Origin of the sequence: Actinoplanes sp. TFC3, from assembly GCF_001553785.1 — a bacterium.
In the GTDB taxonomy this organism is placed as follows: Bacteria; Actinomycetota; Actinomycetes; order Mycobacteriales; family Micromonosporaceae; genus Actinoplanes.
The window spans coordinates 717,790-740,069 of record NZ_LOJP01000001.1; the positions used below are offsets into that span (position 1 = coordinate 717,790).

At 67.1% G+C, this 22,280-nt stretch carries 20 protein-coding genes and 1 riboswitch; of the genes, 9 read left to right on the forward strand and 11 right to left on the reverse strand.

All coding sequences use genetic code 11. The features are described from left to right. Nucleotide 1 precedes the first annotated feature (1 nt). Nucleotides 2-1,255: a DUF6271 family protein gene (locus tag TFC3_RS03090; RefSeq protein ID WP_067495306.1), complete on the reverse strand. Its 1,254-nt coding sequence runs from the start codon at nucleotides 1,253-1,255 to the stop codon at nucleotides 2-4. A 119-nt stretch (nucleotides 1,256-1,374) separates the two neighbouring features. Here TFC3_RS03090 and TFC3_RS03095 point away from each other — a divergent pair, with 119 nt between their 5' ends. Both TFC3_RS03095 and TFC3_RS03100 read left to right on the forward strand, forming a co-directional pair. Continuing rightward, a complete protein-coding gene (locus tag TFC3_RS03095) occupies nucleotides 1,375-1,980 on the forward strand; it encodes a TetR/AcrR family transcriptional regulator (RefSeq protein WP_201787114.1) in 606 nt (201 codons plus the stop codon). Between the two features lie 5 nt (nucleotides 1,981-1,985). Beyond that, nucleotides 1,986-2,618 carry a maleylpyruvate isomerase family mycothiol-dependent enzyme gene (locus TFC3_RS03100; RefSeq protein ID WP_161952522.1) on the forward strand — a complete coding sequence of 211 codons (633 nt, stop codon included), beginning with the start codon at nucleotides 1,986-1,988 and terminating at the stop codon, nucleotides 2,616-2,618. Here TFC3_RS03100 and TFC3_RS03105 read toward each other — a convergent pair. Beyond that, a complete protein-coding gene (locus TFC3_RS03105) occupies nucleotides 2,591-4,144 on the reverse strand; it encodes a sodium:proton antiporter (protein WP_067495316.1) in 1,554 nt (517 codons plus the stop codon). The genes TFC3_RS03100 and TFC3_RS03105 overlap by 28 nt on opposite strands. 26 nt (nucleotides 4,145-4,170) lie before the next feature. Further along, nucleotides 4,171-4,265, forward strand: a riboswitch (ZMP/ZTP riboswitch). Nucleotides 4,266-4,284: 19 nt separating this feature from the next. On the opposite strand from TFC3_RS03105, the gene TFC3_RS03110 reads away from it, so the two are divergent. Together TFC3_RS03110 and TFC3_RS03115 are read left to right on the forward strand one after the other, a co-directional pair. Then, entirely contained in the window at nucleotides 4,285-5,706 is a 1,422-nt protein-coding gene (locus TFC3_RS03110) for a glycine hydroxymethyltransferase (RefSeq protein WP_067495319.1), read from the forward strand. Between the two features lie 44 nt (nucleotides 5,707-5,750). Beyond that, nucleotides 5,751-6,824, forward strand: coding sequence for an L-dopachrome tautomerase-related protein (locus tag TFC3_RS03115; RefSeq protein WP_067505857.1), 1,074 nt, complete (start codon nucleotides 5,751-5,753; stop codon nucleotides 6,822-6,824). Here the strand turns inward: TFC3_RS03115 and TFC3_RS35275 are convergent. Together TFC3_RS35275 and TFC3_RS03120 are read right to left on the reverse strand one after the other, a co-directional pair. Further along, entirely contained in the window at nucleotides 6,817-6,957 is a 141-nt protein-coding gene (locus tag TFC3_RS35275; RefSeq protein WP_201787115.1) for a hypothetical protein, read from the reverse strand. The two genes, TFC3_RS03115 and TFC3_RS35275, sit on opposite strands and share 8 nt — an antisense overlap. 36 nt (nucleotides 6,958-6,993) lie before the next feature. Next, nucleotides 6,994-7,497, reverse strand: a complete 504-nt coding sequence (locus tag TFC3_RS03120) for a metallophosphoesterase (protein ID WP_067505861.1) — start codon at nucleotides 7,495-7,497, stop codon at nucleotides 6,994-6,996. A gap of 387 nt (nucleotides 7,498-7,884) precedes the next feature. Here TFC3_RS03120 and TFC3_RS03125 point away from each other — a divergent pair, with 387 nt between their 5' ends. Then, a complete protein-coding gene (locus tag TFC3_RS03125; protein WP_067495321.1) occupies nucleotides 7,885-10,086 on the forward strand; it encodes a discoidin domain-containing protein in 2,202 nt (733 codons plus the stop codon). On the opposite strand, the gene TFC3_RS03130 is transcribed toward TFC3_RS03125, so the two are convergent. Further along, a complete protein-coding gene (locus TFC3_RS03130; RefSeq protein ID WP_236717957.1) occupies nucleotides 10,073-11,002 on the reverse strand; it encodes a LacI family DNA-binding transcriptional regulator in 930 nt (309 codons plus the stop codon). The genes TFC3_RS03125 and TFC3_RS03130 overlap by 14 nt on opposite strands. Nucleotides 11,003-11,225: 223 nt before the next feature. Here TFC3_RS03130 and TFC3_RS03135 point away from each other — a divergent pair, with 223 nt between their 5' ends. From TFC3_RS03135 to TFC3_RS03145, 3 genes are all read left to right on the forward strand, one after another. Beyond that, nucleotides 11,226-12,224 (forward strand): substrate-binding domain-containing protein, encoded by a 999-nt coding sequence (locus tag TFC3_RS03135; RefSeq protein WP_236717958.1) that lies wholly within the window; start codon nucleotides 11,226-11,228, stop codon nucleotides 12,222-12,224. Beyond that, on the forward strand, nucleotides 12,197-13,249 hold the full coding sequence (locus tag TFC3_RS03140; RefSeq protein ID WP_236717959.1) for an ABC transporter permease: 1,053 nt from the start codon (nucleotides 12,197-12,199) through the stop codon (nucleotides 13,247-13,249). Before TFC3_RS03135 ends, TFC3_RS03140 begins: the two co-directional genes overlap by 28 nt. Before the next feature lie 263 nt (nucleotides 13,250-13,512). Then, nucleotides 13,513-14,286, forward strand: a complete 774-nt coding sequence (locus TFC3_RS03145) for an ATP-binding cassette domain-containing protein (RefSeq protein ID WP_067495330.1) — start codon at nucleotides 13,513-13,515, stop codon at nucleotides 14,284-14,286. Between the two features lie 68 nt (nucleotides 14,287-14,354). Here the strand turns inward: TFC3_RS03145 and TFC3_RS03150 are convergent, their stop codons facing one another. Then, on the reverse strand, nucleotides 14,355-15,341 hold the full coding sequence (locus TFC3_RS03150; protein WP_082771834.1) for an aldo/keto reductase: 987 nt from the start codon (nucleotides 15,339-15,341) through the stop codon (nucleotides 14,355-14,357). A 97-nt stretch (nucleotides 15,342-15,438) separates the two neighbouring features. On the opposite strand from TFC3_RS03150, the gene TFC3_RS03155 reads away from it, so the two are divergent. Further along, on the forward strand, nucleotides 15,439-16,296 hold the full coding sequence (locus TFC3_RS03155; RefSeq protein WP_067495337.1) for an AraC family transcriptional regulator: 858 nt from the start codon (nucleotides 15,439-15,441) through the stop codon (nucleotides 16,294-16,296). A 109-nt stretch (nucleotides 16,297-16,405) separates the two neighbouring features. Here the strand turns inward: TFC3_RS03155 and rhaI are convergent, their stop codons facing one another. Genes rhaI through TFC3_RS03180 form a run of 5 tightly spaced genes read right to left on the reverse strand, consistent with a single transcriptional unit; the run spans nucleotide 16,406 to nucleotide 22,166 of the window. Continuing rightward, a complete protein-coding gene (gene rhaI, locus TFC3_RS03160) occupies nucleotides 16,406-17,572 on the reverse strand; it encodes an L-rhamnose isomerase (RefSeq protein WP_067495340.1) in 1,167 nt (388 codons plus the stop codon). A 22-nt stretch (nucleotides 17,573-17,594) separates the two neighbouring features. After that, the gene (gene rhaS / locus TFC3_RS03165; RefSeq protein ID WP_067495348.1) at nucleotides 17,595-18,668 is read right to left on the reverse strand and encodes a rhamnose ABC transporter substrate-binding protein; all 1,074 of its coding nucleotides are present in this window, start codon (nucleotides 18,666-18,668) and stop codon (nucleotides 17,595-17,597) included. 24 nt (nucleotides 18,669-18,692) lie between these two features. Beyond that, nucleotides 18,693-19,676, reverse strand: coding sequence for an ABC transporter permease (locus tag TFC3_RS03170; RefSeq protein WP_067495349.1), 984 nt, complete (start codon nucleotides 19,674-19,676; stop codon nucleotides 18,693-18,695). After that, nucleotides 19,669-20,679 carry an ABC transporter permease gene (locus tag TFC3_RS03175; RefSeq protein ID WP_067495351.1) on the reverse strand — a complete coding sequence of 337 codons (1,011 nt, stop codon included), beginning with the start codon at nucleotides 20,677-20,679 and terminating at the stop codon, nucleotides 19,669-19,671. Before TFC3_RS03175 ends, TFC3_RS03170 begins: the two co-directional genes overlap by 8 nt. Further along, entirely contained in the window at nucleotides 20,679-22,166 is a 1,488-nt protein-coding gene (locus TFC3_RS03180; RefSeq protein ID WP_236717960.1) for a sugar ABC transporter ATP-binding protein, read from the reverse strand. Before TFC3_RS03180 ends, TFC3_RS03175 begins: the two co-directional genes overlap by 1 nt. Nucleotides 22,167-22,280 lie beyond the last annotated feature (114 nt).

The following is a 22,280-nucleotide window of genomic DNA, read 5'->3' on the forward strand; positions in this document are numbered from 1 at the left end:
GTCAGTTGTCCTCGGCGCAGAGGGGAGTTTCGCGGGCGGCGGCAATCAGGCCGGCCCACGCGTCTATGAGGAGCGCGAAATCGTCAATGTCCCGTCGTGCTTCGAGTAGCAGGGTCTCGCGGCGCTCGCGCACGAGGTCGGCCACGGTCGTGAACCGCCCGCCGAGGCGCCGATAGGCCCGTTCCAGCAGGTCGGCTTTCGCCTCGTTGGGTTCGCGCGGCTGCCACGTGCTGGCTCGCACAATCGCCGCTATGCCGGCCGGGTCGTCGGTGCGCATCCGCTCGTAGATGAAGTGGAAGTAGTACATCGACAAGATGAATTTCGCAAAGCGCATCTGGTACGACCAAAAGCCCGCGTCGCTCTTGCGTTCGGCGGTGTGGAAATTGACGATGTGGCGGTTGTGCAGCACCCCGGGCAGCCCCGCCTTGTCGGCCACGTGGATCAGGAAGTAATCGCTGCCGATGGTGTCGGTGGCCGGGGGCAGTGGCACCCGCTCGTGCAACCCGTGAAACGCGATGTTGTGCATGTCGACACGCATGGGATCGACCACCGACAACAGTGACCGGTCGCCGTCGAAGGCCGCGCTGCCGGTGAACGAATTCTCGACCAGGGCCTGTTTTTCCGCATCGGTGCTGCCCTCGGCGGCCCACAGGCTGACCAAGTCGTAATAGGCGTCGTGGTTCCGGATCTCCGCAATGTCAACGGACATGTCCCCGACGAACGAGCCGCCGACCATCTGAACCGTCAGGTCCTTGCGGCTTTCCTCAAGCTGGTCCTCAGCGGTCACCACGTCGCGCGCGGGCCGGCCCAGCGCCGACAGTTCCACCTCAATCGGAAAGACCTTCTTCCCCTGGTACGTCTGGAAGTACAAGTCGGAATCGCGCCGGTGCACCGAGTCGCAGCCGAGCGCCGCGGCAATCAGAAAGGCGCGATTGGTGCAGGCACCGTATGACAGTCCCCGCGGCAGCATCAGGTCCAGCAACAGATCCGGCTTGATGACCTCGGCTCGCCGGATGACCCGTTGCAGGAAGGCTCGCTGCTGCGACTCGTCGAGGTGCCAGACATTCGCCGCCGCGCTCAGCACCTTCGCGTGTGCTTCGAACTCAGTGGACGAGTCCAGCACCAGCACCTGCACGTCGGCGCCCAGCTCAGTTCTGGCGTACTCGGCCTCGGCGACCACCTCGGCCAGCGTGGCGGTGCACTCTCGATTGGTCGGCACGACCAGGCAAGCCCGGCGACGGACTGCGACGTTCATCAAGCATTCACTTTCGCCGATCGACTGGGCCGCGCCGAACGTACTAGGTGATCTCCCTGCCTCACAAGGTGGCCGGGTGACCCTGTTCCTGTAGTGATCATTCCAGTAAGGTGGTCGTCGTGGCGGAGCGGAAGCGGCGAGCGAACGGCGAGGAGTCACGCCGGAGGATCCTCGCGGCTGCGGTCGAGGTGGCCACCGAGCGCGGCTATGACGGCACCAGCATCGCCGCGGTCAGCCAGAAGTCCGGGCTGCCAGCCAGCTCCATCTATTGGCACTTCGCCAACAAGGAAGCCCTTTTCGAGGCCGTTCTCGAGGACCGCTTCGAGGTGTGGATGCGCTCGGTCACCGCCCCCGAAGGCTCGTCGGAGATGCAAGCCGCAATGATGCTGGCCTCCGGCACCGCTGACGCTTTTCATGAGGCGCCGGAGTTCCTGCGCCTCGGCTTCATGCTCGTGCTGGAGCGCCGGCCCACCGAGCTGAGCGCCCGTAAGCGGTTCCTCGACCTGCGCGACATCGGGCGGCAACGGCTCGCCGATTTCGCGGTCCAGTTGGCCCCAGCAGCCGATCCTGCGGCCGTCGACCGGCTGCTCAGCTATGCGATCGCGGCCGCCGACGGCATGTTCCTGGCCAAGCAGATGGACCCCGGCCTCGACCTGAACGAACTCTTCGACCTGCACGCGCAACTGATGATCGACGCCCTGATGAGACTGGGAGAAGCGCGATGAATCCGATGCCGATGATCACCGCTGAACGATTGCGTGTGGCCGACTTCATCGAAGGTCTGGACCAGCGGCAACTGCAAACCCCCAGCCTGTGTATGCAATGGACGGTCAAGCAGGTTGCCGCCCATCTCATCTCACCGTTCGCCATCAAAGCCGGTTGGTATCTGCCGGCAATGGTGAAGAGCCGCTTCAACCTGCACCGGGCGTTCGCCATCCTGGCCGCTCGGATCGCGGAGCGGCCGGTAGCCGATATCGCCGCGGTGCTGCGGGAAAACGCCGAGACGCCGTATCGGGCTCCCCGGGTCGGTTTCCTGGGGCAGCTCACCGATCTGCAAGTGCACGGTCAGGACATGCGCCGCCCGCTCGGCGTAGCGGCCGAATTGAAGCCCGAGGCGCTGCAAGCGTCGCTGGAGTTCCTGGCCGGCAAGCAATCCAATGGCTTGTTCGTGGCAAAGGGGCTGCGCGACGGATTGCGTTTCGAGGCCACAGACCTGGGCTGGTCGACCGGCTCCGGCGCTCTTGTGCAAGGCCCCGCGGAGGCCGTGATGCTGGCGCTGACCGGCCGCCCCGCCGCGCTTGCGGAATTGACCGGCGACGGGGCTTCGCTGCTGCGTCAGCGGATCGTGCGCCGAGCCGCCTGACGCAGGTCGATCTCGCCGATCAGCTCCTTTGCGGTTTCCTCGTCGACCTTGCCGTGCATGACCGCCTCGCTGAGGGCGGCGCGTTGCTTGTCGAAGTCGGCGTCGGTGTCGTCGCCGGTGGCCGCCTTCCTGATCAGGTCCTCGGCGCGTTCCCGCATCTCGGCCGCCTGCTGGCGTTCCGGCCCGACATCCAGCTTGAGCGCGCCGATGAGCCAGCGAATGGTGGTGCCCTGAAGAAGCAAGGTTCCGAGCGTGACGATCAGCGCGATTGCCTGGAAAGCGGCACGGCCGGGGAAGGGCTCGCCGCTGGCCGTGGTTTCGGGGATCGAGGCCGCCGCGGCCAGGGTCAGAATGCCGCGCATTCCGGTCCAGCTGACCACCAGTGACTCCCGGCCGGTGGGGGCGCCGAGCGGCTGGTCCCGTTCTTTTCTCGTACGCGATCGGCGGTTGCGCCTTTCCGCGAGGCGCCGGGCGAACTGCGGGTCGGCGTCGAGGCGGCGCTTGTTCATCAGGTCGTTGAGTTTCCACCGGCCGAACAGCAGGTAGACGCCTGCGAATCGCAGGACAATTGCGGCGGCGAGCAACACCACGGCCGCAATGATCGTACGCGAAAGGCCCGGATCGTCTTCGGCTCTGAGGTCTTCAATGACGAAGCGCAGTTGCAAGCCGATGTAGGCGAACACAAACGTTTCCAGCAGGAAGTCAATGACCGGCCAGAACGCCTCCTCCTGCAGGCGGGTGCGGTAGGCGCCGGCGTATTGGTGGCGTGGGTCGAGGGACGTGTTGATGCTGATCGAGAATGCTGCTGTCACGACCGCGAGAATGCCGGACGCGTGCAGTTGCTCGGCGGTCAGGAGCGCGGTGAACGGCACGAGCAGGGCCAGCGTCGTTTCGAGCGTGGGGTTGCCCAGCCGCTTGCGCAGCCACAACGTCGCAATCGCAAACAATGCCCCGACGCCCAGGCCAACTCCCGCGTTGTGCGCGAAATCCCGGATGCCGGAACCCCACGTCACGTGCTCGCCGCTGACCGCGCCCACGGCAATGGTGAACAGCGTCAGCGCGGTCGCGTCATTGACCAGGCTTTCCCCCGTCAAAATGGTGGTCACCCGTTTGGGCAGGCCCAGTTCGTCACCGTGCGACACCGTGGTGATGGTGTCCGGCGGCGCGAGTACCGAGCCCAGGACGAAGGCCGCCGCCAAGCCGATCGAGGGCAGCAGCCACGACGACAGCACCCCGAGAGCGCCGGCGGTCAGCACCACGAGAAGGAAGCCGAGGTTGATGATTGCCCGCAGGTTCTTGCCGAACGCGGTGAACGAGGCGCCGCGGGCCGCCGAGTAGAGCAGCGGTGGCACCACGATGGCGAGCATGAGTTCGCTCTCCAGGTCGAGGCGCGGGACGCCGGGCAGGAAGCTGGCCGCCGCGGCCAGCGTCACCACGATGAGCCCCGGTTGCAGGTTGCGCCGGCTGGCGAGCGCGGAGATAGCGATGCCCACGCCGATGATGAGCAGGATCTGGACGCCGTTCACGATCAACAGCGTAGTGAGTACACTGCACCCTGGGCCGTGACTGGCGCGTTCGGATGGATGACCATCGGGGAGCGGCCTCACCCATCGAACGGGTGACCTGCCGTGCGCCTGGGCCTCACAACCTGTGATAGGGAGGTCCGATGTCCGAGCTGAACGCTGAATCCACCGCTTTTCGCGCCGCACTCGATGCCGTGCGCGCCGTGGAGCCGCGCATCGCCGACGCGATCGCCAAGGAACTGCACGATCAGCGCGAGTCGCTCAAGCTGATCGCCTCCGAGAACTACGCCTCCCCGGCCGTGCTGCTGGCCATGGGCAACTGGCTGTCCGACAAGTACGCCGAGGGCACCATCGGCCGCCGCTTCTATGCCGGCTGCCAGAACGTCGACACCGTCGAGTCGGTCGCCGTCGAGCACGCCAAGGCGCTGTTCGGGGCGGAGTACGCCTATGTGCAGCCGCACTCCGGCATCGACGCCAACCTGGTGGCCTACTGGGCAATCCTGGCAGACCGGGTCGAGGTGCCGTACCTGGAGAAGTTCGGCAAGCGCCAGATCAACGACCTGACCGACGCCGAGTGGGCCGAACTGCGCCAGGCGTTCGGCAACCAGCGCCTGCTCGGCATGAGCTTGGACGCCGGCGGTCACCTCACCCACGGCTTCCGCCCCAACATCTCCGGCAAGATGTTCGACCAGCGCAGCTACGGCGTCGACCCGGCGACCGGGCAGATCGACTACGCCGCGCTGCGCGAGAGCGCCAAGGAGTTCAAGCCGGCCGTCATCGTCGGTGGCTACTCGGCGTACCCGCGCAAGGTGAATTTCGCCCAGATGCGCGAGATCGCCGATGAGGTCGGCGCGACCTTCATGGTCGACATGGCCCACTTCGCCGGTCTGGTGGCGGGCAAGGTGTTCACTGGCGACTTCAACCCGATCGAACACGCCCACATCGTCACCACCACCACTCACAAGAGCCTGCGTGGCCCGCGCGGTGGCGCGGTCTTCTGCGGCCCCGAGCTCTCCGCCCAGGTCGACCGCGGTTGCCCGATGGTGCTGGGTGGCCCGCTGCCGCACGTCATGGCGGCCAAGGCAATCGCGTTCGCCGAGGCCCGCCGCCCCGAGTTCGCGGGCTACGCCCAGCGGATCGTCGACAACAGCCAGGCCCTGGCCGAGGGGCTCAAGCAGCGCGGCGCCACCCTGGTCAGCGGCGGCACCGACAACCACCTGGTGCTGGTCGACGTCGACAAGTACGGCCTGACCGGTCGCCAGGCCGAGCAGGCGCTGCTGGACAGCGGCATCGTCACCAACCGCAACGCCATCCCGAGCGACCCGAACGGCGCCTGGTACACCTCCGGCATCCGCATCGGCACGCCCGCGCTGACCACCCGCGGCCTCGGCACCGCCGAGATGGACCAGATCGCCGAGCTCATGCACACCGTGCTCAGCCAGACCAAGCCCGGCGCCAGCAAGGCCAAGTTCGACCTCGACCCGGCGCTGTCCGACCGCGTCAGCAAGCAGGCCAGCGAGCTGCTCGGCGCGTTCCCGCTCTACCCGTCGGTCGACCTGGGCTGACATCGTTTCGTTTGGGGCCCGGTGCGGTGGGTAAGCGCCGGGCCATGAGCGAGCAGCCGGAAGACGAACGCTTCGGCGAGCTGGAGACGGTGCACACGTTCGACAGCGGACCCATGCCCACCGGCGTGAGCGTCTCGTCCACCGGGCGCATCTTCGTGAACTTCCCGAAGTGGGGTGACCACGTCCCCTGCACGGTTGCCGAGATCAAGGACGGCGCCGTGGTGCCGTATCCCGACCAGGCCTGGAACAGCCCGTCGGGCGACGATGACCCCAAGGCGTTCGTGTCGGTGCAGAGCATCGTGGTGGACCCGGCGGACCGGCTCTGGGTGCTGGACACCGGCTCCCCGATGTTCCAGGAAACCCAGATGTGCGGCCCCAAGCTGGTCTGCATCGACCTGGCCCACGACACGGTCATCCAGACCATCGTGTTCGACCGCGCGGCCGCCCTGCCGACCACGTACCTGAACGACGTGCGCTTCGACCTGCGCCGCAACGTCGCCTACATCACCGACTCGGCCGACAAGGGCCCGAACGGCATCATCGTGGTCGACCTGACCAGCGGCACGGCGTTGCGCCGCCTGCACGATCACCCGTCGACCAAGGCAGTGCCCTGCACGCCGTACGTCGAGGGCCGGCCATTTCCCTCACCGGACAGCGCCGAGCCGGTCACCATGGGTGCCGACGGCATCGCCATCTCGGCCGACGGGGAGCGCCTCTGGTACTGCCCGCTGATGTCGCGCCATTGGTACAGCGTCGACGCTTCGGCGCTTTGCGACCGTACCGCGTCGGAAGAGGACATAGCGGCAACCGTCCGCGATGAGGGCGACAAGGGCGGCATTTCCGACGGCCTGGAAACCGATGATCAGGGCAACCTGTACGCAACCAGCCCGGAGAACAACGCTGTTCTGCGCCGGCGCCCGGACGGCACCATGGAAACGCTGGTGCACGACCCCCGCCTGCTGTGGCCGGACACCATGTCGGTGGCCGGCGGATACGTTTACGTGACCGCGAACCAATTGCACCGGCAGGCCGATTATCGGGGCGGGCAGGATCAGCGGAAGTATCCGTATTCGCTGTTCCGTACCCCGATCGACGCCGGCCCGGTGCGGCTCAGATGATGCGGTAGCCGATTCCGGGTTGTGTGGTGATGGGCAGGTCGCCGTGCGGGCCCGGAAGATCACGATCCAGAACCATGACGTCGTACGAGGTCGGCTCGATTTTCGCCGCGGCGATCAACCCGTTGCGGGCCACGTCAACAGTCAGGCCCTGATCGCGCAGGCCGCGTTGTCATCGGGCTTTCGGAATTTCGTGCCGGACGACCTCGGTGAGTTTGCCGCCCCCGATGGTTGCCGTCATGTACGTGCAGAACGGCTGGCGGCGGCGGTCGGTGGGGCTGCCCGGGTTGAGCAAGCGCAGCCCGGCGGGCGTGGTGGTGTCCCAGGGGATGTGGGAGTGGCCGAAGACCAGCACGTCCGTGTCCGGGAACATGGTGTCGCAGCGGCCCTCGCGGCCCTTCGCGTCGCCGGTTTCGTGGACGACGGCCAGGCGTACGCCGTCGAGGATGGCTCGGGCGATGAGCGGGAGGCGGGCGCGCAGGGCTGGGCCGTCGTTATTGCCGTAGCAGGCGATCAGGCGGTGGGAGCGGGCCTCGAAGGCGTCCAGCGCCGCCTCGTCCACCCAGTCGCCGGCGTGGATGACCACGTCCGCGTCGTCGATGGCTGACCACAGCTGAGCCGGGAGGTCGCGGGCGCGTTTGGGGAGGTGGGTGTCGGTGGTCAGGGCCAGGCGCATGGCGTTCATGGTAGTCACTCTTATCCCTTATGACGGAAAAGGACGTCCTGCTGGGAGTTGCTGAAACCGGCGCCTGGTTCCGGAACCGGAAATCGGTTATCGCGCCTTGCCAAGCGCGCCGCCATGGTGTCCAGCATGGGGAAAAAGGGGTTTTTGCCCAGTTCGGCGGTGGTCAACTGGAGCCGGTGCCCGCAGGGCGGGCGGAACCGGTTCCGAGACGAGTTTGTAACGCTGTGGCCGAACCTTTGACACATCGACGTAACGAACTTAGCGTCACAGCACGAGGAAGCGCTCTCCCGAGATCGCTACCGCCAGTGGGCTTCCCCAAGCCTGCGTCAAAACCGGATGCGAACCCCGCGTATCCGTACCTCCGTACGAGGAGAGGTCATGACCGTCCCCACCACCATCCCCCGATCTCGCCGCCGGTGGCGCCTCGGCGCCGCCGGCGGTCTGGTCGTCGCGGTGGTCACCGCGTTCACCGCTGTCACCACGCTGAGCGCGCACGCCGCTGAGACGTTGCTGTCACAGGGCAAGCCGGTGACCGCATCGTCCTACGAGAACCAGGGTGCCTTCCCGGCCGAGGCCGCGGTCGACGGCAACACGGGCACGCGCTGGGCGTCCGGCTTCACCGACCCGTCCTGGCTGCAGGTCGACTTGGGCAGCAGCTCGGCGATCAACCGGGTCGAGCTGAACTGGGAGGCCGCGTACGCCACGGCCTTCAAGATTCAGACCTCGGCCAACGGCAGCACCTGGACTGACGCGACCGGCACCCTGGCCGGCCAGGTCGGCGTGCAGAGCGTCAACGTCACCGCGACCGCCCGGTACGTGCGCATGTACGGCACCTCGCGCGCCACGGTGTACGGCTATTCGCTCTGGGAATTCAAGGTCTTCGGCGGTACGGCAACCGATCCGACCACCCCGCCGACCGGCCCGAGCGTTCCCGGCGGTGGCAGCCTTGGCTCCAACGTGATCGTCTTCGACCCGTCGATGTCCTCGGCCTCGATCCAGAGCCAGGCCGACACGATCTTCCGTCAGCAGGAGTCGAACCAGTTCGGCCTGCAGCGCTACGTGCTGGCGTTCAAGCCGGGCACCTACAACGGCCTGAACATTCAGGTCGGCTTCTACACCTCGGTGCTCGGCCTCGGCCAGAACCCGCAGGACGTGCGGATCAACGGTGACATCACCGTCGACGCCGGCTGGTTCCAGGGCAACGCCACCCAGAACTTCTGGCGTTCGGTGGAGAACCTGTCCGTCTACCCGGTCAGCGGCGGCGACCGGTGGGCTGTCTCGCAGGCCGCACCGTTCCGGCGCATGGACGTGCACGGCGACCTCAACCTCGCCCCCAACGGCTACGGCTGGGCGTCCGGCGGCTACATCGCCGACTCGCGGATCAGCGGCGTCGAGCAGCAGTACTCGCAGCAGCAGTGGTTCACCCGCAACAGCACGATCGGCTCGAACCTCAACGCGGTGTGGAACCAGGTGTTCGTCGGCGTGCAGGGCGCCCCGGCGAGCAGCTTCCCGAACCCGGCGTACACCACGATCAACACCGCGCCGGTCATCCGGGAGAAGCCGTACCTGTACCAGACCGGTGGTCAGTACGCCGTCTTCGTGCCCAACCTGCAGCAGAACGCCTCGGGTGTTACCTGGGCGAACGGCAACACCCCGGGCACCAGCCTGCCGCTGAGCCAGTTCTACGTGGCCAAGCCGGGTGACTCGGCCGCCACCATCAACCAGGCGCTGGCCCAGGGCCTCAACCTGCTGTTCCAGCCGGGCGTCTACCACGTCAACCAGACGATCAACGTGACCCGGGCCAACACGGTGGTGCTCGGCCTCGGCTACGCCACGATCATCCCGGACAACGGCGTCACCGCGATGCAGGTCGCCGACGTCGATGGCGTCAAGGTCGCCGGCGTGCTCTTCGACGCCGGTACGACCAACTCGCCGAACCTGCTGGTGATCGGCCCGAACGGCAGCAACGCCAACCACGCGGGCAACCCGACCACCGTGCAGGACGTGTTCTTCCGCATCGGCGGCTCGATTGCCGGCAAGGCCACCAACAGCCTGCTGATCAACAGCAACAACACGATCATCGACCACATCTGGGCCTGGCGCGCCGACCACGGCAACGCCGGGACCTACGGCTGGACGGTCAACACGGCCGACACCGGCCTGATCGTCAACGGTCAGAACGTCACCGCGTACGGCCTGTTCGTCGAGCACTACCAGAAGAACGAGGTCATCTGGAACGGCAACGGCGGCCGCACGTACTTCCTGCAGAACGAGCAGCCGTACGACCCGCCGTCGAACGCCGCCTGGCGCAGCGACGGCACCGGCTACCCGGCCTACAAGGTCGCCGACAACGTGACCAGCCACGAGGCGTGGGGCATGGGCAGCTACGCGTTCTTCAACGTGAATCCGAACGTGCATTCGGCGAACGGGTTCCAGGCGCCGGCCAACGGCGGGGTGAAGCTGCACAACATCTTCACCATCTCGCTGGCCTCCGGCACCATCGACCACGTGGTCAACAACATCGGTGCGCCGGTGACGGCGGCCGCGGTGGTCCCGTCCACGGTCATCAACTTCCCCTGATAGCAACCTCACCCGAACCGCGGGCGATCAGCGTCGTCGGGATGCTGATCACCCGCGGTTCGGCCGTACCCCCGGCTATGCGCTCGAATAAGGCCCGCGCCGCCGCCCGGCCCATCGCCACCGGATCCTGCGCGACCACCGTGATCCCCGGGTCGAGCAGGTCGGCCAGCGGGAAGTCGTCAAAGCCGACCAGGGCCACCCGGCGCTGCATCCCGGCCGCCTGCAACGCGCGGATCGCGGCGACGGTGACCGTGCGGCTCTCGGTGAACAACGCCGTTGGCGCCTCGAGTAACGCCTGTTCGGGATCGTTACGCTCCACCTTGACGAGACCCGCTGCGGCCATCGCGCGGCGATACCCGTGGCGCCGCGCGCCGGGCATGGTTCCGATGTAGGCGATGCGCCGGTGCCCGTGCCGCTGCAGGTGCTCGACGGCTTGCTTGGCCCCGGCGTGATTGGTGGCGAGCACGGTGTCGGCGGGCCAACCGCGGGCCCGCCGGTCGACGAAAACAGCAGGTATATCCGGCGCCAGGTGACTCTGCCGCGCGGCCACGGGCGTGATGATCAGGCCGTCGGCGTGCTGACGGGCGAACGTTTCGGCGAGGTCGCGTTCCCGCGCCGGATCGTGGCCGACGTTGCCGCTGAGCACCTGGGCGCCGCGCCGGGTGACCTCGGCGTCGATCGCCCGGTGCAGGGCCGCGGAAAAGGGGCTCACCAGATCGGGCAAGAGCAGACCAATTGTCCCGGTACGCTGGTCCGCGCGCCGAAGCAGGCTGGCGCCCAGGTTCGGCCGGTATCCCAGCGAGGCCACCGCTTCGCGTACGCGCGCCGCGAGCGCGGGGTCCACCGTCGTCTCGCCGTTCACCACCCGTGAGACGGTTTTGAGGCTCACACCCGCTTGCCGGGCAACGTCGTTCATCGTGGGCCGGCTCATCCCGCCCCGATCCCCCTCCGGCTCATCGCCCCGCGGGCGACGCCCAGTAGATCACTGTCGGCAACATTGACGAAACTCATTGTTGACAGTCGCACCGGGTGGACGTCTACTGCTAGACAACGTTGTCTCTCGATGTCTGCTAAATCGGTTCGGAGGGGACATGCGGCACTGGGTCGTGATCAGGGGAGGGCGCCTTGGCCCCGCGGTGATGGCAGCCACGCTTGTGCTCACAACGCTGAGCGCGTGTGGCGGCGGCACCGGGGAGCCTGTGGTCGGCCTGATCACCAAGACCGACACGAACCCGTTTTTCGTCACCATGAGGAAAGGCGCGCAACGCGCTGCCGGACAGCAAGGCGTGGAGCTGCAGTCGTTCGCGGGCAAGCAGGACGGCGACAATGAGGCTCAGGTGCTGGCGATCGAAAACTTGACCTCGTACGGAGCCAAAGGCTTCCTCATCACGCCGAACGACTCCAAGGCGATAGTCCCGTCGATCGACCTCGCCCACCGCCAGGACATGCTCGTCATCGCCCTGGACACCCCGGTGGACCCGCCGAACGCCGCCGATGCCACCTTCGCCACCGACAACTATCAGGCCGGCAAGCTCATCGGGCAGTGGGCTCAGGCGAAGTTCGCCAAGGACGGCAAACAGGCCAAGATCGCCATGCTCGACCTCAACGCCAACCAGGTGTCCGTGGACGTCAAGCGCGACCAGGGTTTCCTCGACGGCTTCGGGATCGACGTGGGCGACGCCAACAAGATCGGCGACGAGAAGGACCCGCGGATCGCCGGTCATGACGTCACCGACGGCGCCGAGGACGGCGGGCGCACCGCCATGGAGAACCTGCTGCAGAAGGACCCGTCGATCAACCTGGTCTACACCATCAACGAACCCGCGGCGGCCGGGGCGTACCAGGCCCTCAAGGCGGCCGGGCGCGACGACGCGGTCATCGTGTCCATCGACGGCGGCTGCCCCGGCGTCGAGAACGTCAAGAAGGGCGTCATCGGCGCCACCTCGATGCAGTTCCCGCTCAAGATGGCCAGCCTGGGCATCGAGGCCATCGCCAAGTTCGCCAAGGACGGGACGAAACCGCAGGCCACCGCCGGTAAGGACTTCATCGACACCGGCACCACCCTGATCACCGACGACCCGCAGGCCGGCGTGGAAGCCAAGAATTCCACGTGGGGCACGCAGAACTGCTGGGGCTGACCATGGCAACTGCCACCGAGAGCGCCACCGACTTCGACGTAGCCAGAAACGATTCCCTCGGCCTGCGCGTGCAGCACATCCTGCACGGCAACCCGGTCCTCGGCCCGCTGGCCGTGCTGATCGTGGCGATCATTGCCTTTTCCATCGTCAACGTCCGCTTCTTCTCCGCGGCCAACCTCTCGCTCGTGCTCGCCCAGGTCACCGTCATTGCGGTGCTCGCGCTCGGACAGACCCTGGTGATCCTGACCGCGGGCATCGACCTCGCGGCCGGCGCCATCGCGGTGTTCTCCTCCATCCTGATGGCGGTCTTCTGCACCCGGGCCGGGATGCCCGGGGTGCTGGCGCTGCTGGCCGGGCTGGCCTTCGGCACCGCGATGGGTGCGCTCAACGGTTTCCTGGTCACCCGGATCAAGCTGCCGCCGTTCATCGTCACGCTCGGCACGCTGACGATCTTCTTCTCGCTGAACTCGGTGATCTCCAACAGCGAGACGGTCCGTGGCACCGACATGCCCTCGATCATGACGTGGACCGGGAACTCGCTGTCGCTCGGCGGGTTCCGGCTCACGTACGGCTCGATCATCATGGTGTTGCTGTTCGTGCTGTTCTTCTACTCGCTCGGCCACACCGCGTGGGGCAAGCACGTCTACGCGACCGGCGATGACATCGAGGCGGCGCGGCTGGCCGGCATCCGTACCGGCAAAGTGCTGTTCTCGGTCTACACGGTCGCCGGTCTGCTCTATGCGGTAGGCGGGTGGATCCTCATCGGCCGGCTCGCGTCGGCCAGCCCCAACGTCGGCACCGAGTACAACCTCGACTCCATCACCGCCGTGGTGCTGGGCGGCACGAGCCTGTTCGGTGGGCGCGGCGGGGTCATCGGCACGCTGATCGGCGCCCTGATCGTCGGCGTGTTCCGCAACGGCCTGCAACTCGGCGGCGTCGAGGTGGTCTGGCAGGGCTTCGCGATCGGCTTGCTGGTTCTGGTCGCTGTCTCGCTCGACCAATGGATCAGGAAGGTCAAGTCATGACCGATTGCACCGAACTGCGCTCAGCGGGTGCGGCTTGTGGCCGTGACGGTGAGGGCCATGAGGGCATGACAAGGGAGATTCAGTCATGACCGATTGCACCGAACTGCGCTCAGCGGGTGCGGCTGATGGCCGTGACGGTGAGGGCCATGAGGGCATGACAAGGGAGATTCAGTCATGACCGATTGCACCGAACCGCGCTCAGCGGGTGCGGCTGATGGCCGTGACGGTGAGGGCCATGAGGGCATGACAAAGGGGACTCAGTCATGACCGCGCCGGTTTTGGAGGCAAGGGGCCTGACGAAGAGGTACGGACGGGTCACGGCAATCGAGAGCGGCGACCTCGAGCTGTATCCCGGTGAGATCCTCGCGGTGATCGGGGACAACGGTGCCGGCAAGTCCAGCCTGATCAAGGCGCTGTCCGGCGCGCTCATCCCGGACGACGGCGAGATCTACCTCGACGGGCAGCGGGTGCAGTTCCGCAACCCGATGGAGGCTCGCGAGGCCGGCATCGAAACCGTCTACCAGACCCTCGCGGTCGCCCCCGGCCTGGACATCGCCGACAACCTGTTCCTCGGCCGCGAACAGCGCCGCCCGGGGGTGCTCGGCAGCGTGTTCCGCATGCTCGACAAGGGCCACATGCGTTCCGAGGCGCGCCGGCACATGTCCGAGCTGGGTGTTGGCACGCTGCAGAACATCGCGCAGGCGGTGGAATCGCTGTCCGGCGGCCAGCGTCAGGCAGTGGCGGTCGCCCGGTCGGCGGCGTTCGGCAGCAAGGTGGTCATCCTCGACGAGCCCACCGCGGCGCTGGGCGTCAAGGAGGGCAACCGGGTGCTGCAGCTGATCCGCGATGTCCGCGACCGCGGGCTGCCAGTGATCCTGATCAGCCACAACATGCCGCACGTGTTCGAGGTGGCCGACCGTATCCACATCCAGCGCCTGGGCCGGCGGGCCACTGTCATCACCCCGCAGAGCCACAGCATGAGCGAGGCGGTGGCCATCATGACCGGCGCGGCCGAACCCCCACCGCACGCGGCTTGAGCACGGCGACCGGCCTCGGTGTCACATCATCGGGGCCGGCCGTCGTCGTTTTCCGGCGCGGGCCGGTGTTACCAGGTGGGCAGCATGACCTTGGGGTAGCGGGCCCCGGCGGCGCCGTGCGGCAGGATTTCGCGGATGCGTGCGAGGTCGTCCGGCGTGAGTTCGACCTCGGCTGCCGCCACGTTCTCGGCCAGGCGTTGCGGGTTGCGGGTGCCCGGGATCGGCACGATGTCCGGGGCCTGGGCGAGCAGCCAGGCCAGAGCCAGCTGGGTCACCGGGATGCCCTTGCTGCTGGCGAGGGCGGTCAGATCTCGTACGGCAGCGAAGTTCTTCTCGTAGTTGCCCGGCTGCCAGCGCTCGTCGAATCGGCGCATGTCGCCCTCGGCATACTCCGCCGCCGGCTTCACGTCATCGGTCAGGAAACCGCGCCCGAGCGGCGAATAGGGCACGAACCCGATGCCCAGCTCCCGGACCGCCGGCAGCACCTCGGCTTCGACGGCTCGCTCGAACACTGAGTATTCGGTCTGCAGAACCGCCACCGGATGTACGGCGTGAGCGCGCCGGATGATGTCCGGTCCCGCCTCGCTGAGCCCGAAGTAGCGCACCTTGCCTTCCGAGATGAGCTCGCCGACCGTGCCGGCCACGTCCTCGATCGGCACGTCCGGGTCGACGCGGTGCTGGTAGAACACGTCGAGGCGGTCGGTGCCGAGGTAGCGCAGGCTGTTCTCGGCCACCTCACGGATGTGCTCGGGCCGGCTGTTGAACGCGGTGCCGACCTTGGCCGGATCGCTGAGGTCGAAGCCGAACTTGGTGGCGATCACCACGTCGTCGCGGAAGCCCTTCACCGCCCGGCCGACGAGTTGCTCATTGCTGCCGGTGCCGCCGCCGTACAGCTCGGCGGTGTCGAAGAAGGTAACGCCAAGTTCGTACGCCTTGTGGATGGTGGCGATGCCGCCCTGCTCGTCGGCCGCGCCGTACGCCATCGTCATGCCCATGGTGCCCAGGCCCATCGCGCTGACCTCGAGGCCCTGCTGTCCCAGTACGCGTTTCTGCATGGCCTCAACGCTAGGACGAGCATCACGTGGCGGCATGGGCGTGGACTCGCATAGCCTTGCCTGATCCTCTCAAAGGAGCCGTGCTGATGGAGGTGCCATGCTGGAACGCCTGACCGGCGCCATCGAACGGCACAGCACCGGGTTCGGCTCGCAGACCGCGGTGCCCCGCCAGACGCTGGTCGCGCTCGACGAGCCCATCGTCCCGGCCGACCTCCTGTACTCGCCGATGGTCTGCTTCGTTGTCGGCGGCGCTAAACGCAGCTTCGCGGGCGAGCGAAGCTGGCTCGTCGACACCGGCGACATGTTCCTCAACTCGGTCGCCATGCCGGTCACCGCGGCGTTCGAGCGGTTGCCGTACCGGTCGGTGGTTCTGCATCTGGAAATCAGCGCGCTGGACGACGTGCTGATGGACGCCGGCCCGCAGGAGCTGATGGAGATGCAGACGACCGCGCCGATGACCCCCGGCATCGTCGACGCGGTCACCCGCTGGGTCGCCCTGCTGGACGAGCCGCGTGACATCAAGGCGCTGGCCGAGCGGATCGAAGGCGAAATCCTCTACCGGCTCCTGACCAGCCCGCTCGGCCCGGCCCTGCGGCAATGGGCGCACGCCGACACCGCTGCCGCCCGCATCCGCACGGCGGCGTCCTGGATCGTCAGCCACTACGCCCAGCCTTTGCGCATCGACGACCTGGCCGCGATCGCCCACATGAGCCCGGCCACGCTGCACCGGCACTTCAAGACCGCCACCGGCTTGAGCCCGCTGCAGTTCCAGAAGCAAATGCGGCTGCAGGAGGCCCGGCGCTTGCTGCTGCGCGGCTCAGCCACCGCAGCCCAGGTCGCCGTGGCCGTCGGATATGCCAGCGCCACCCAGTTCAACCGGGAGTACCGCCGCTTCTACGGTTTGCCGCCGGGCCGCGACACCGACCGGCTGCTGCTCAGCTCTGTTGAGAGCTGAGCCACGCGCCAGCGTCACGGAGCGGTCAAGGCCGGCGCAGCACCTTGCCCAGGTTCTCGCGGGCTTCGAGGATCCGGTGAGCTTCGGCGGCCCGTCAGTGGCCGGCGGATCAGGCTCCCCAGCCGGCCTGCTGGCCGCCGACCCGCTCCTCGACGATCTTCTCCTGGTAGCCGCTGCGCTTGTACGCCGCCACCGGATCCGGGTCCAGGCCCAGATCGCTGCGGACCTCGGCGAGCAGCGGCCGTACATCGGTGTTGTAAGCGTCCATCAGCACCCCGTTCGCCTCCAGCACGTCGCCGTTGTTCTGCGCCGCAGCCAGGGCGTTCCGATCCACCAGCAGAGCCTTGGCCGTCGCTTCCTGGATGTTGAGCACCGAGCGGATGATGGCCGGGATCTTTGCCTCGATGTTGTGGCATTGGTCGAGCATGAAATTGATGCCGTACGCCGGGTCCAGCGCGTTGCCCCGCACGATTTCGTACATGATCCGGAACAGTTGGAACGGGTCTGCCGCCCCTGCCATGAGGTCGTCATCGGCGTAGAAGCGGCTGTTGAAGTCGAACGCACCGAGCTTCTTCTGGCGTAGCAGAAACGCCACGATGAACTCGATATTGGTGCCGGGAGCGTGGTGGCCGGTATCGATGCAAACCGTGGCTCGGGGGCCCAGCTCCAGGCAGTGAGCGTAGGACGTACCCCAGTCGGGAATGTCGGTGGCGTAGAAGGCCGGCTCGAAGAGCTTGTATTCCAAGAGGATCCGCTGGTTTTCCCCGAGCCGGGCGTAGGTCTCGCGCAGCGCCTCGGCGAGCCGGTCCTGGCGGTTGGTCAGGTCGTCCTGGCCGGGATAATTGATGCCGTCGGAGAACCACAGCTTGAGATCACGGGAGCCGGTCTGGTCCATGATGGCGATCGCTTCGAGCAGGTGATCGGTGGCTTTTCGCCGTACCGCCGGATCGGGGTTTGTCACCGAGCCCAGCTTGTAATCGTCGTCCTGGAAAACGTTGGTGTTCATTGCACCGATCGCCACGCCCAACGACGAAGCGTAAGCAGCCAGCGAGGCGTAATCGTCGACCTTGTCCCAGGGGATGTGCAAAGCCACTGTGGGCGCCACGCCCGTGTATTTGTGCACGACCGCGGCGTCGGCGATCTTTTCCTGCGGGGAGCGCGGGACGCCGGGCTGGGCGAAGACCTTGAAGCGGGTTCCCGAATTGCCGAACGCCCAGGATGGGGTCTCCACCCGCTGGGCGCTCAGGGTGCGCTTGACGGCGGCGAGATCGGTCATGGCTGTCACGCTTCTTCCCGCATCAGAAGTTGAACTGATCGATGTTCTCAGCGGTGAACTCGGTGGGCGGGCCGAGCACGATCTCGCCGTCGGCGCCGATCGTGTACTCGCCGAGCTTGCCGGCGGTGAACTTCTGACCCTGCGCGCCGGTGATCTGCCCGGAGGCGAGGGCGGCACCGGCGTAGGCGGCCAGGTAGCCGATGTCGGCCGGGTTCCACAGCGCGAACTTCTTCACCGTGGCGTCCTTGACGTACTCGCGCATCTGGTTCGGCAGGCCCAGCCCGGTGATCTGCACCTTGCCCTTGTAATTCGAAGAACTGACGTAGCGCGAGGCCGCGGCAATACCCACCGTGGTCGGGGACACGATCACCTTCAGATTGGGGTACGACTGCAGCAGGCCCTGCGCCTCCTGGAACGACTTCTGGTCGTCGTCGTTGCCGTACACGGTCTTGACCAGCTTGAGCTTGCTGTTCTCGGGCTTGGCCAACTCGGTCTTCATCACCTCGATCCACGCGTTCTGGTTCGTGGCGTTCGGGGTGGCCGACAGGATCGCGATCTCGCCCTCGCCACCGGCCAGCTCGTTTGCCATCTTGGTCAGGCTTTCGCCGATGCCCTGCGTGGTCGCCTGGTTGATGAACGCGTCGCGGCAGTCCTTGGAGGCATCGGAGTCGAACGACACCACCTTGATGCCGGCCTGGCGGGCCTGGTTGAGTGACGGGCAGACCGCGTTCGGGTCGTTGGCCGCCACCACGATCACGTTCTGCTGCTGCTGGATCAGCGTGTTGATATAGCTGACCTGCGACGACGCGCTGGCATCGTTGGGGCCGACCAGCTTGTACTCGCCCTTGAGCTCGCCGACTGCCACCTTGCCGCCGCTGGTCTCGACGTCGGAGTACGGGTTGTTGAGCTGCTTGGGCAGATAGGCGATCTTCAAGCCTTCCTCGATCTTCGCGTTCGGGTCGGCGGCCGCGCTGGCCTGGGAACCGCCGCCGCTGCTGGACGCGCTGTCCTTGGTGGTGCCGCCGCAAGCGGACAGGCCAACGACGAGCAGGGAGGCGGTGGCTGCGGTCACTATCCGTGGGTGCGAGCGGAACATGGCAACTCCTCGGGCCGGGGGAATTCAGCTGGTTACGGCTTGACGGCGCTTACGCCGTTGAAGTGCGGTGCGCAGCGAAGAAGCAAGGTTGGGCAGCAGAACCGAGAGCACGAGCAAAGCCCCGGTGACGATGTTGAGGGCCTGACCGGAGACGTCCTGCAGGCGTAAGGCGTTCTGCAGAGCGGCAAGCAGAACAACGCCAGCGAGTACGCCCGGAAGGTTGCCTTTGCCGCCGAAGATGGAAACGCCGCCGAGCAGCACCGCCGCGACGACGGCGAGTTCGAGGCCGGAACCGTTGTCCGCGCGGGCACTGGAGTAGCGCAGGGTCCACAGGATACCGACCAGTGCCGCGATCGCGCCGCTGGCGACGTACAGCCAGAATTTGCTTCTCGCCACTCGGATGCCGGAGAAATGCGCGGCCTTGTCGTTGGCTCCGATCGCATACAGCGAGCGGCCGAAGGGCGTCGCGTGCAGCACGATGCCGAAGATCACGGCGAGCGCCACGATCAGGATGAGAACGTTGGGCACCGGACCGCCGCCGATCGTGCCGGTGACCCAGCCGGTGTAGGTGAACGGGAAGTCGGCCACCGCGCCGTCGCCGAGCACCACGAAGGCCAGCCCTCGATACAGCGCAAGGGTGCCGATGGTGACGGCCAGCGAGGGCAGCCCGAGCGCGTTGACCAGCAAGCCGTTTACCGCCCCGAGCACCGCACCGATCACGACGACCAGTGGGATGATCGTCTCGATGGACAACCCGTTGTTCCAGAACCAGCCCATCAGCGAACTCGCCAGACCCAGGATGCTCGCCACCGACAAGTCGATCTCGCCCGTCACGATGATCAGCGTCATCGGGAGCGCGACCAGCGCGATCGGCATCAGATCGAGCACCAGGAACGTGAAGTTGCGGCTGGTACCGAAGTTGGGCACGCCGAGCGAGGCCACCACCAGCACCACGACGGTCAGCGCGAGGATGATGGCGTCCCAGCTCGCGAGTCTGCCCCTAAACATGGCTGTCCCTCTTTCGCAGGGAGCGGGCGATGCGGACGGCCACAATGCGGTCGGCACAGATTGCCAGCACGATCAGCGCGCCCACGATGGCCTGCTGCCAGAACTGGTTGATGTCCAGCACGGTCAGGGCGCTACCGATCACGGTCAGCAGCAGCGCGCCGAGACCCGCGCCCCACACCGTGCCGCTGCCCCCGGAGACCGCGACCCCGCCGACCACCACCGCGGCCACAACGTTCAGCTCGTAGCCGTTGCCGGCCGAGGCGTCGATGGTGCCGAAGCGCGAGGCGAACAGCACCCCGGCCAGCCCGGCCAGCGCCCCGCTGACGATGAACGCGGTGAGCAGGTTGCGGGCCACCTTGATGCCGGCCAGCTCGGCGGCGCTGGGGCTGGATCCCATGGCGTACAGCTCGCGGCCGAGCCGGTAGTTGCGCATGAGCAGCGCGACCCCGCCGACCACCACCAGCGCGATCAGGACCAGCCACGGGACGCCCAGGATCGAGTCGTTGGCGAACTGCAGGAAGTGCGTGGGCAACTCATCGGCGTTCACCTGCCCGCCGCCGGCCCAGGAGTAGATGAGCCCGCGGAAGATGTACATCGTGCCGAGCGTGACCACCAGCGCGGGCACCCGGCCGTAGCGGACCAGCACCCCGTTGAGCAGCCCGGCCACCGCGCCGACCACGAGCCCGGTCACCAGCGCCACGACCATCGGCAGGCCCGGGTCGGCGCTCATCATGCTGGCGACGGTGAACGCGCTGACCCCGAGCACCGAGCCCACCGACAGGTCGATGTTGCGGGTGATCACGACAACCGCCTGGCCGGCCGCCATCACCGCCAGGATCGCGGTGTTCAGCAGGATGTCCCGGATGCTCTGCGCCGACAAGAACCGCGGCTGGCTGACGGTGGTGTAAGCGACCAGTGCCGCGAGCGCGATGACGATGCCCAGCTCACGGGTCTTTGCCAGCGGGTTCTGCCGGGCGTGGGGCGGACTGGCGACGGTGGCCATCACGAGGCTCCCATCGCCGCGTACATGACGCTCTCCTCGGTGGCCTCGGCTCGGGTCAGCTGGGCGGTCACGTGGCCCTCCCGGAGCACGACGATGCGGTCGGCCATCCCGAGCACCTCGGGCAGCTCGGACGAGACCATGACGACGGCCAGGCCGCGGGCCGCCAGCGACGACAGCAGCCGGTGAACTTCGGCCTTGGTGCCCACGTCGATGCCGCGGGTAGGTTCGTCGACGATCAGCAGCTTCGGCCCGGTGGCCAGCCACTTGGCCAGCACTACCTTCTGCTGGTTGCCGCCGGACAACGTGGCGACCGGATCGGTCAGCCGGCCGAATTTGGTCTGCAGCTGCTTGGTCCACCCGGCGGCTTCGCGGCGCTCGGTGCCGCCGAAGAGCAGTCCCAGCTTGGCCAGCGCCCGCGAGCGCGGCAACGTCACGTTCCGCTCGATGGAGAGTTCCATGACCAGGCCCTGCTGGCGGCGGTCCTCGGGTACCAGCCCCATCCCGGCCGTCATTGACGCGCGCGGGTTGCCGGGTTTGAGCTTCCTGCCGAGAAACGTGACTGTGCCGCTGTCGTACTTGTCCACGCCGAACACGGCCTGCATGACCTCCGAGCGTCCGGCCCCCACCAGCCCGGCCAGCGCCACGATCTCGCCGGCCCTGACCTGGAAGCTGATGTCGCGGAACACGCCCGCGCGGCTCAGACCCTGGACTTCGAGGACTGTTTCGCCGATCGTGGCTTCCTGCTTGGGATAGAGCGCGCTGAGGTCTCGCCCGACCATGCGCCGGATCATGTCGTCGACGCCGAGGTCGCTGACCGGCTCGGTGCAGACATGCTTGCCGTCGCGCATGATCGTGACGCGCTGGCAGAGCGCGGTGATCTCCTCGAAGCGGTGCGAGATGAACATGATCGCCGCGCCTTCGTCGCGGAGGGCTCGGGTGACGGCGAACAGGCGGTCGACCTCCACGCCGCTGAGCGCGGCGGTTGGCTCGTCCATGATGAGCACCCGCGCGTGGCTCGACAGGGCCTTAGCGATTTCGACGAGCTGCTGGTCGGCGATGGACAGGCCGCGAGCCGGGCGGGCCGGGTCGATGTGGACGCCAAGGCGCGCGAACAGCCGTACCGCGTTGGCATTCATGGTTTTGCGGTCGATCTGCCGCAGGCGGGTCAGCGGCTGGTTGCCCATCGCGATGTTCTCGGCGACCGAGAGGTCCGGGAAAAGCGTGGGTTCCTGATAGATGACGGCAATCCCGGCGGCCTTGGCGTCGGCCGGGTTCGTGAACGTCACCTCGCGGCCGTCAACGAGCAGGGTGCCGGTGTCGGGCCGATGCACCCCGGCCAGCATCTTGACGATTGTCGACTTCCCGGCGCCGTTCTCCCCGACGAGCGCGTGGGCCTCGCCGGCCACGAGAGAGAAGCTGACCTCCTGCACGGCAGACACCGCCCCGAAGGATTTGCTCACGCCGCGGATCTCGAGCAACGGGCTCACGATCACCTCCGGATCACCGGTTGAAATGTTTCATCCGCCGTGTCACGAACGTAGGTGGCGCGGATCACAAGTGTCAAGCGGCAAATAAGACACGTGCCGTACGATGTCGCTTCA

Bases quoted from the DNA above. Each gene is read 5' to 3' on its own strand.
- TFC3_RS03090 (WP_067495306.1), bottom strand. From the start codon at position 1,255: ATGAACGTCGCAGTCCGTCGCCGGGCTTGCCTGGTCGTGCCGACCAAT.
- TFC3_RS03100 (WP_161952522.1), top strand. From the start codon at position 1,986: ATGCCGATGATCACCGCTGAACGATTGCGTGTGGCCGACTTCATCGAA.
- TFC3_RS03110 (WP_067495319.1), top strand. From the start codon at position 4,285: ATGTCCGAGCTGAACGCTGAATCCACCGCTTTTCGCGCCGCACTCGAT.
- TFC3_RS03115 (WP_067505857.1), top strand. From the start codon at position 5,751: ATGAGCGAGCAGCCGGAAGACGAACGCTTCGGCGAGCTGGAGACGGTG.
- TFC3_RS03120 (WP_067505861.1), bottom strand. From the start codon at position 7,497: ATGCGCCTGGCCCTGACCACCGACACCCACCTCCCCAAACGCGCCCGC.
- TFC3_RS03125 (WP_067495321.1), top strand. From the start codon at position 7,885: ATGACCGTCCCCACCACCATCCCCCGATCTCGCCGCCGGTGGCGCCTC.
- TFC3_RS03130 (WP_236717957.1), bottom strand. From the start codon at position 11,002: ATGAACGACGTTGCCCGGCAAGCGGGTGTGAGCCTCAAAACCGTCTCA.
- TFC3_RS03135 (WP_236717958.1), top strand. From the start codon at position 11,226: ATGGCAGCCACGCTTGTGCTCACAACGCTGAGCGCGTGTGGCGGCGGC.
- TFC3_RS03145 (WP_067495330.1), top strand. From the start codon at position 13,513: ATGACCGCGCCGGTTTTGGAGGCAAGGGGCCTGACGAAGAGGTACGGA.
- TFC3_RS03150 (WP_082771834.1), bottom strand. From the start codon at position 15,341: ATGCAGAAACGCGTACTGGGACAGCAGGGCCTCGAGGTCAGCGCGATG.
- TFC3_RS03155 (WP_067495337.1), top strand. From the start codon at position 15,439: ATGCTGGAACGCCTGACCGGCGCCATCGAACGGCACAGCACCGGGTTC.
- rhaI (WP_067495340.1), bottom strand. From the start codon at position 17,572: ATGACCGATCTCGCCGCCGTCAAGCGCACCCTGAGCGCCCAGCGGGTG.
- rhaS (WP_067495348.1), bottom strand. From the start codon at position 18,668: ATGTTCCGCTCGCACCCACGGATAGTGACCGCAGCCACCGCCTCCCTG.
- TFC3_RS03170 (WP_067495349.1), bottom strand. From the start codon at position 19,676: ATGTTTAGGGGCAGACTCGCGAGCTGGGACGCCATCATCCTCGCGCTG.
- TFC3_RS03175 (WP_067495351.1), bottom strand. From the start codon at position 20,679: ATGGCCACCGTCGCCAGTCCGCCCCACGCCCGGCAGAACCCGCTGGCA.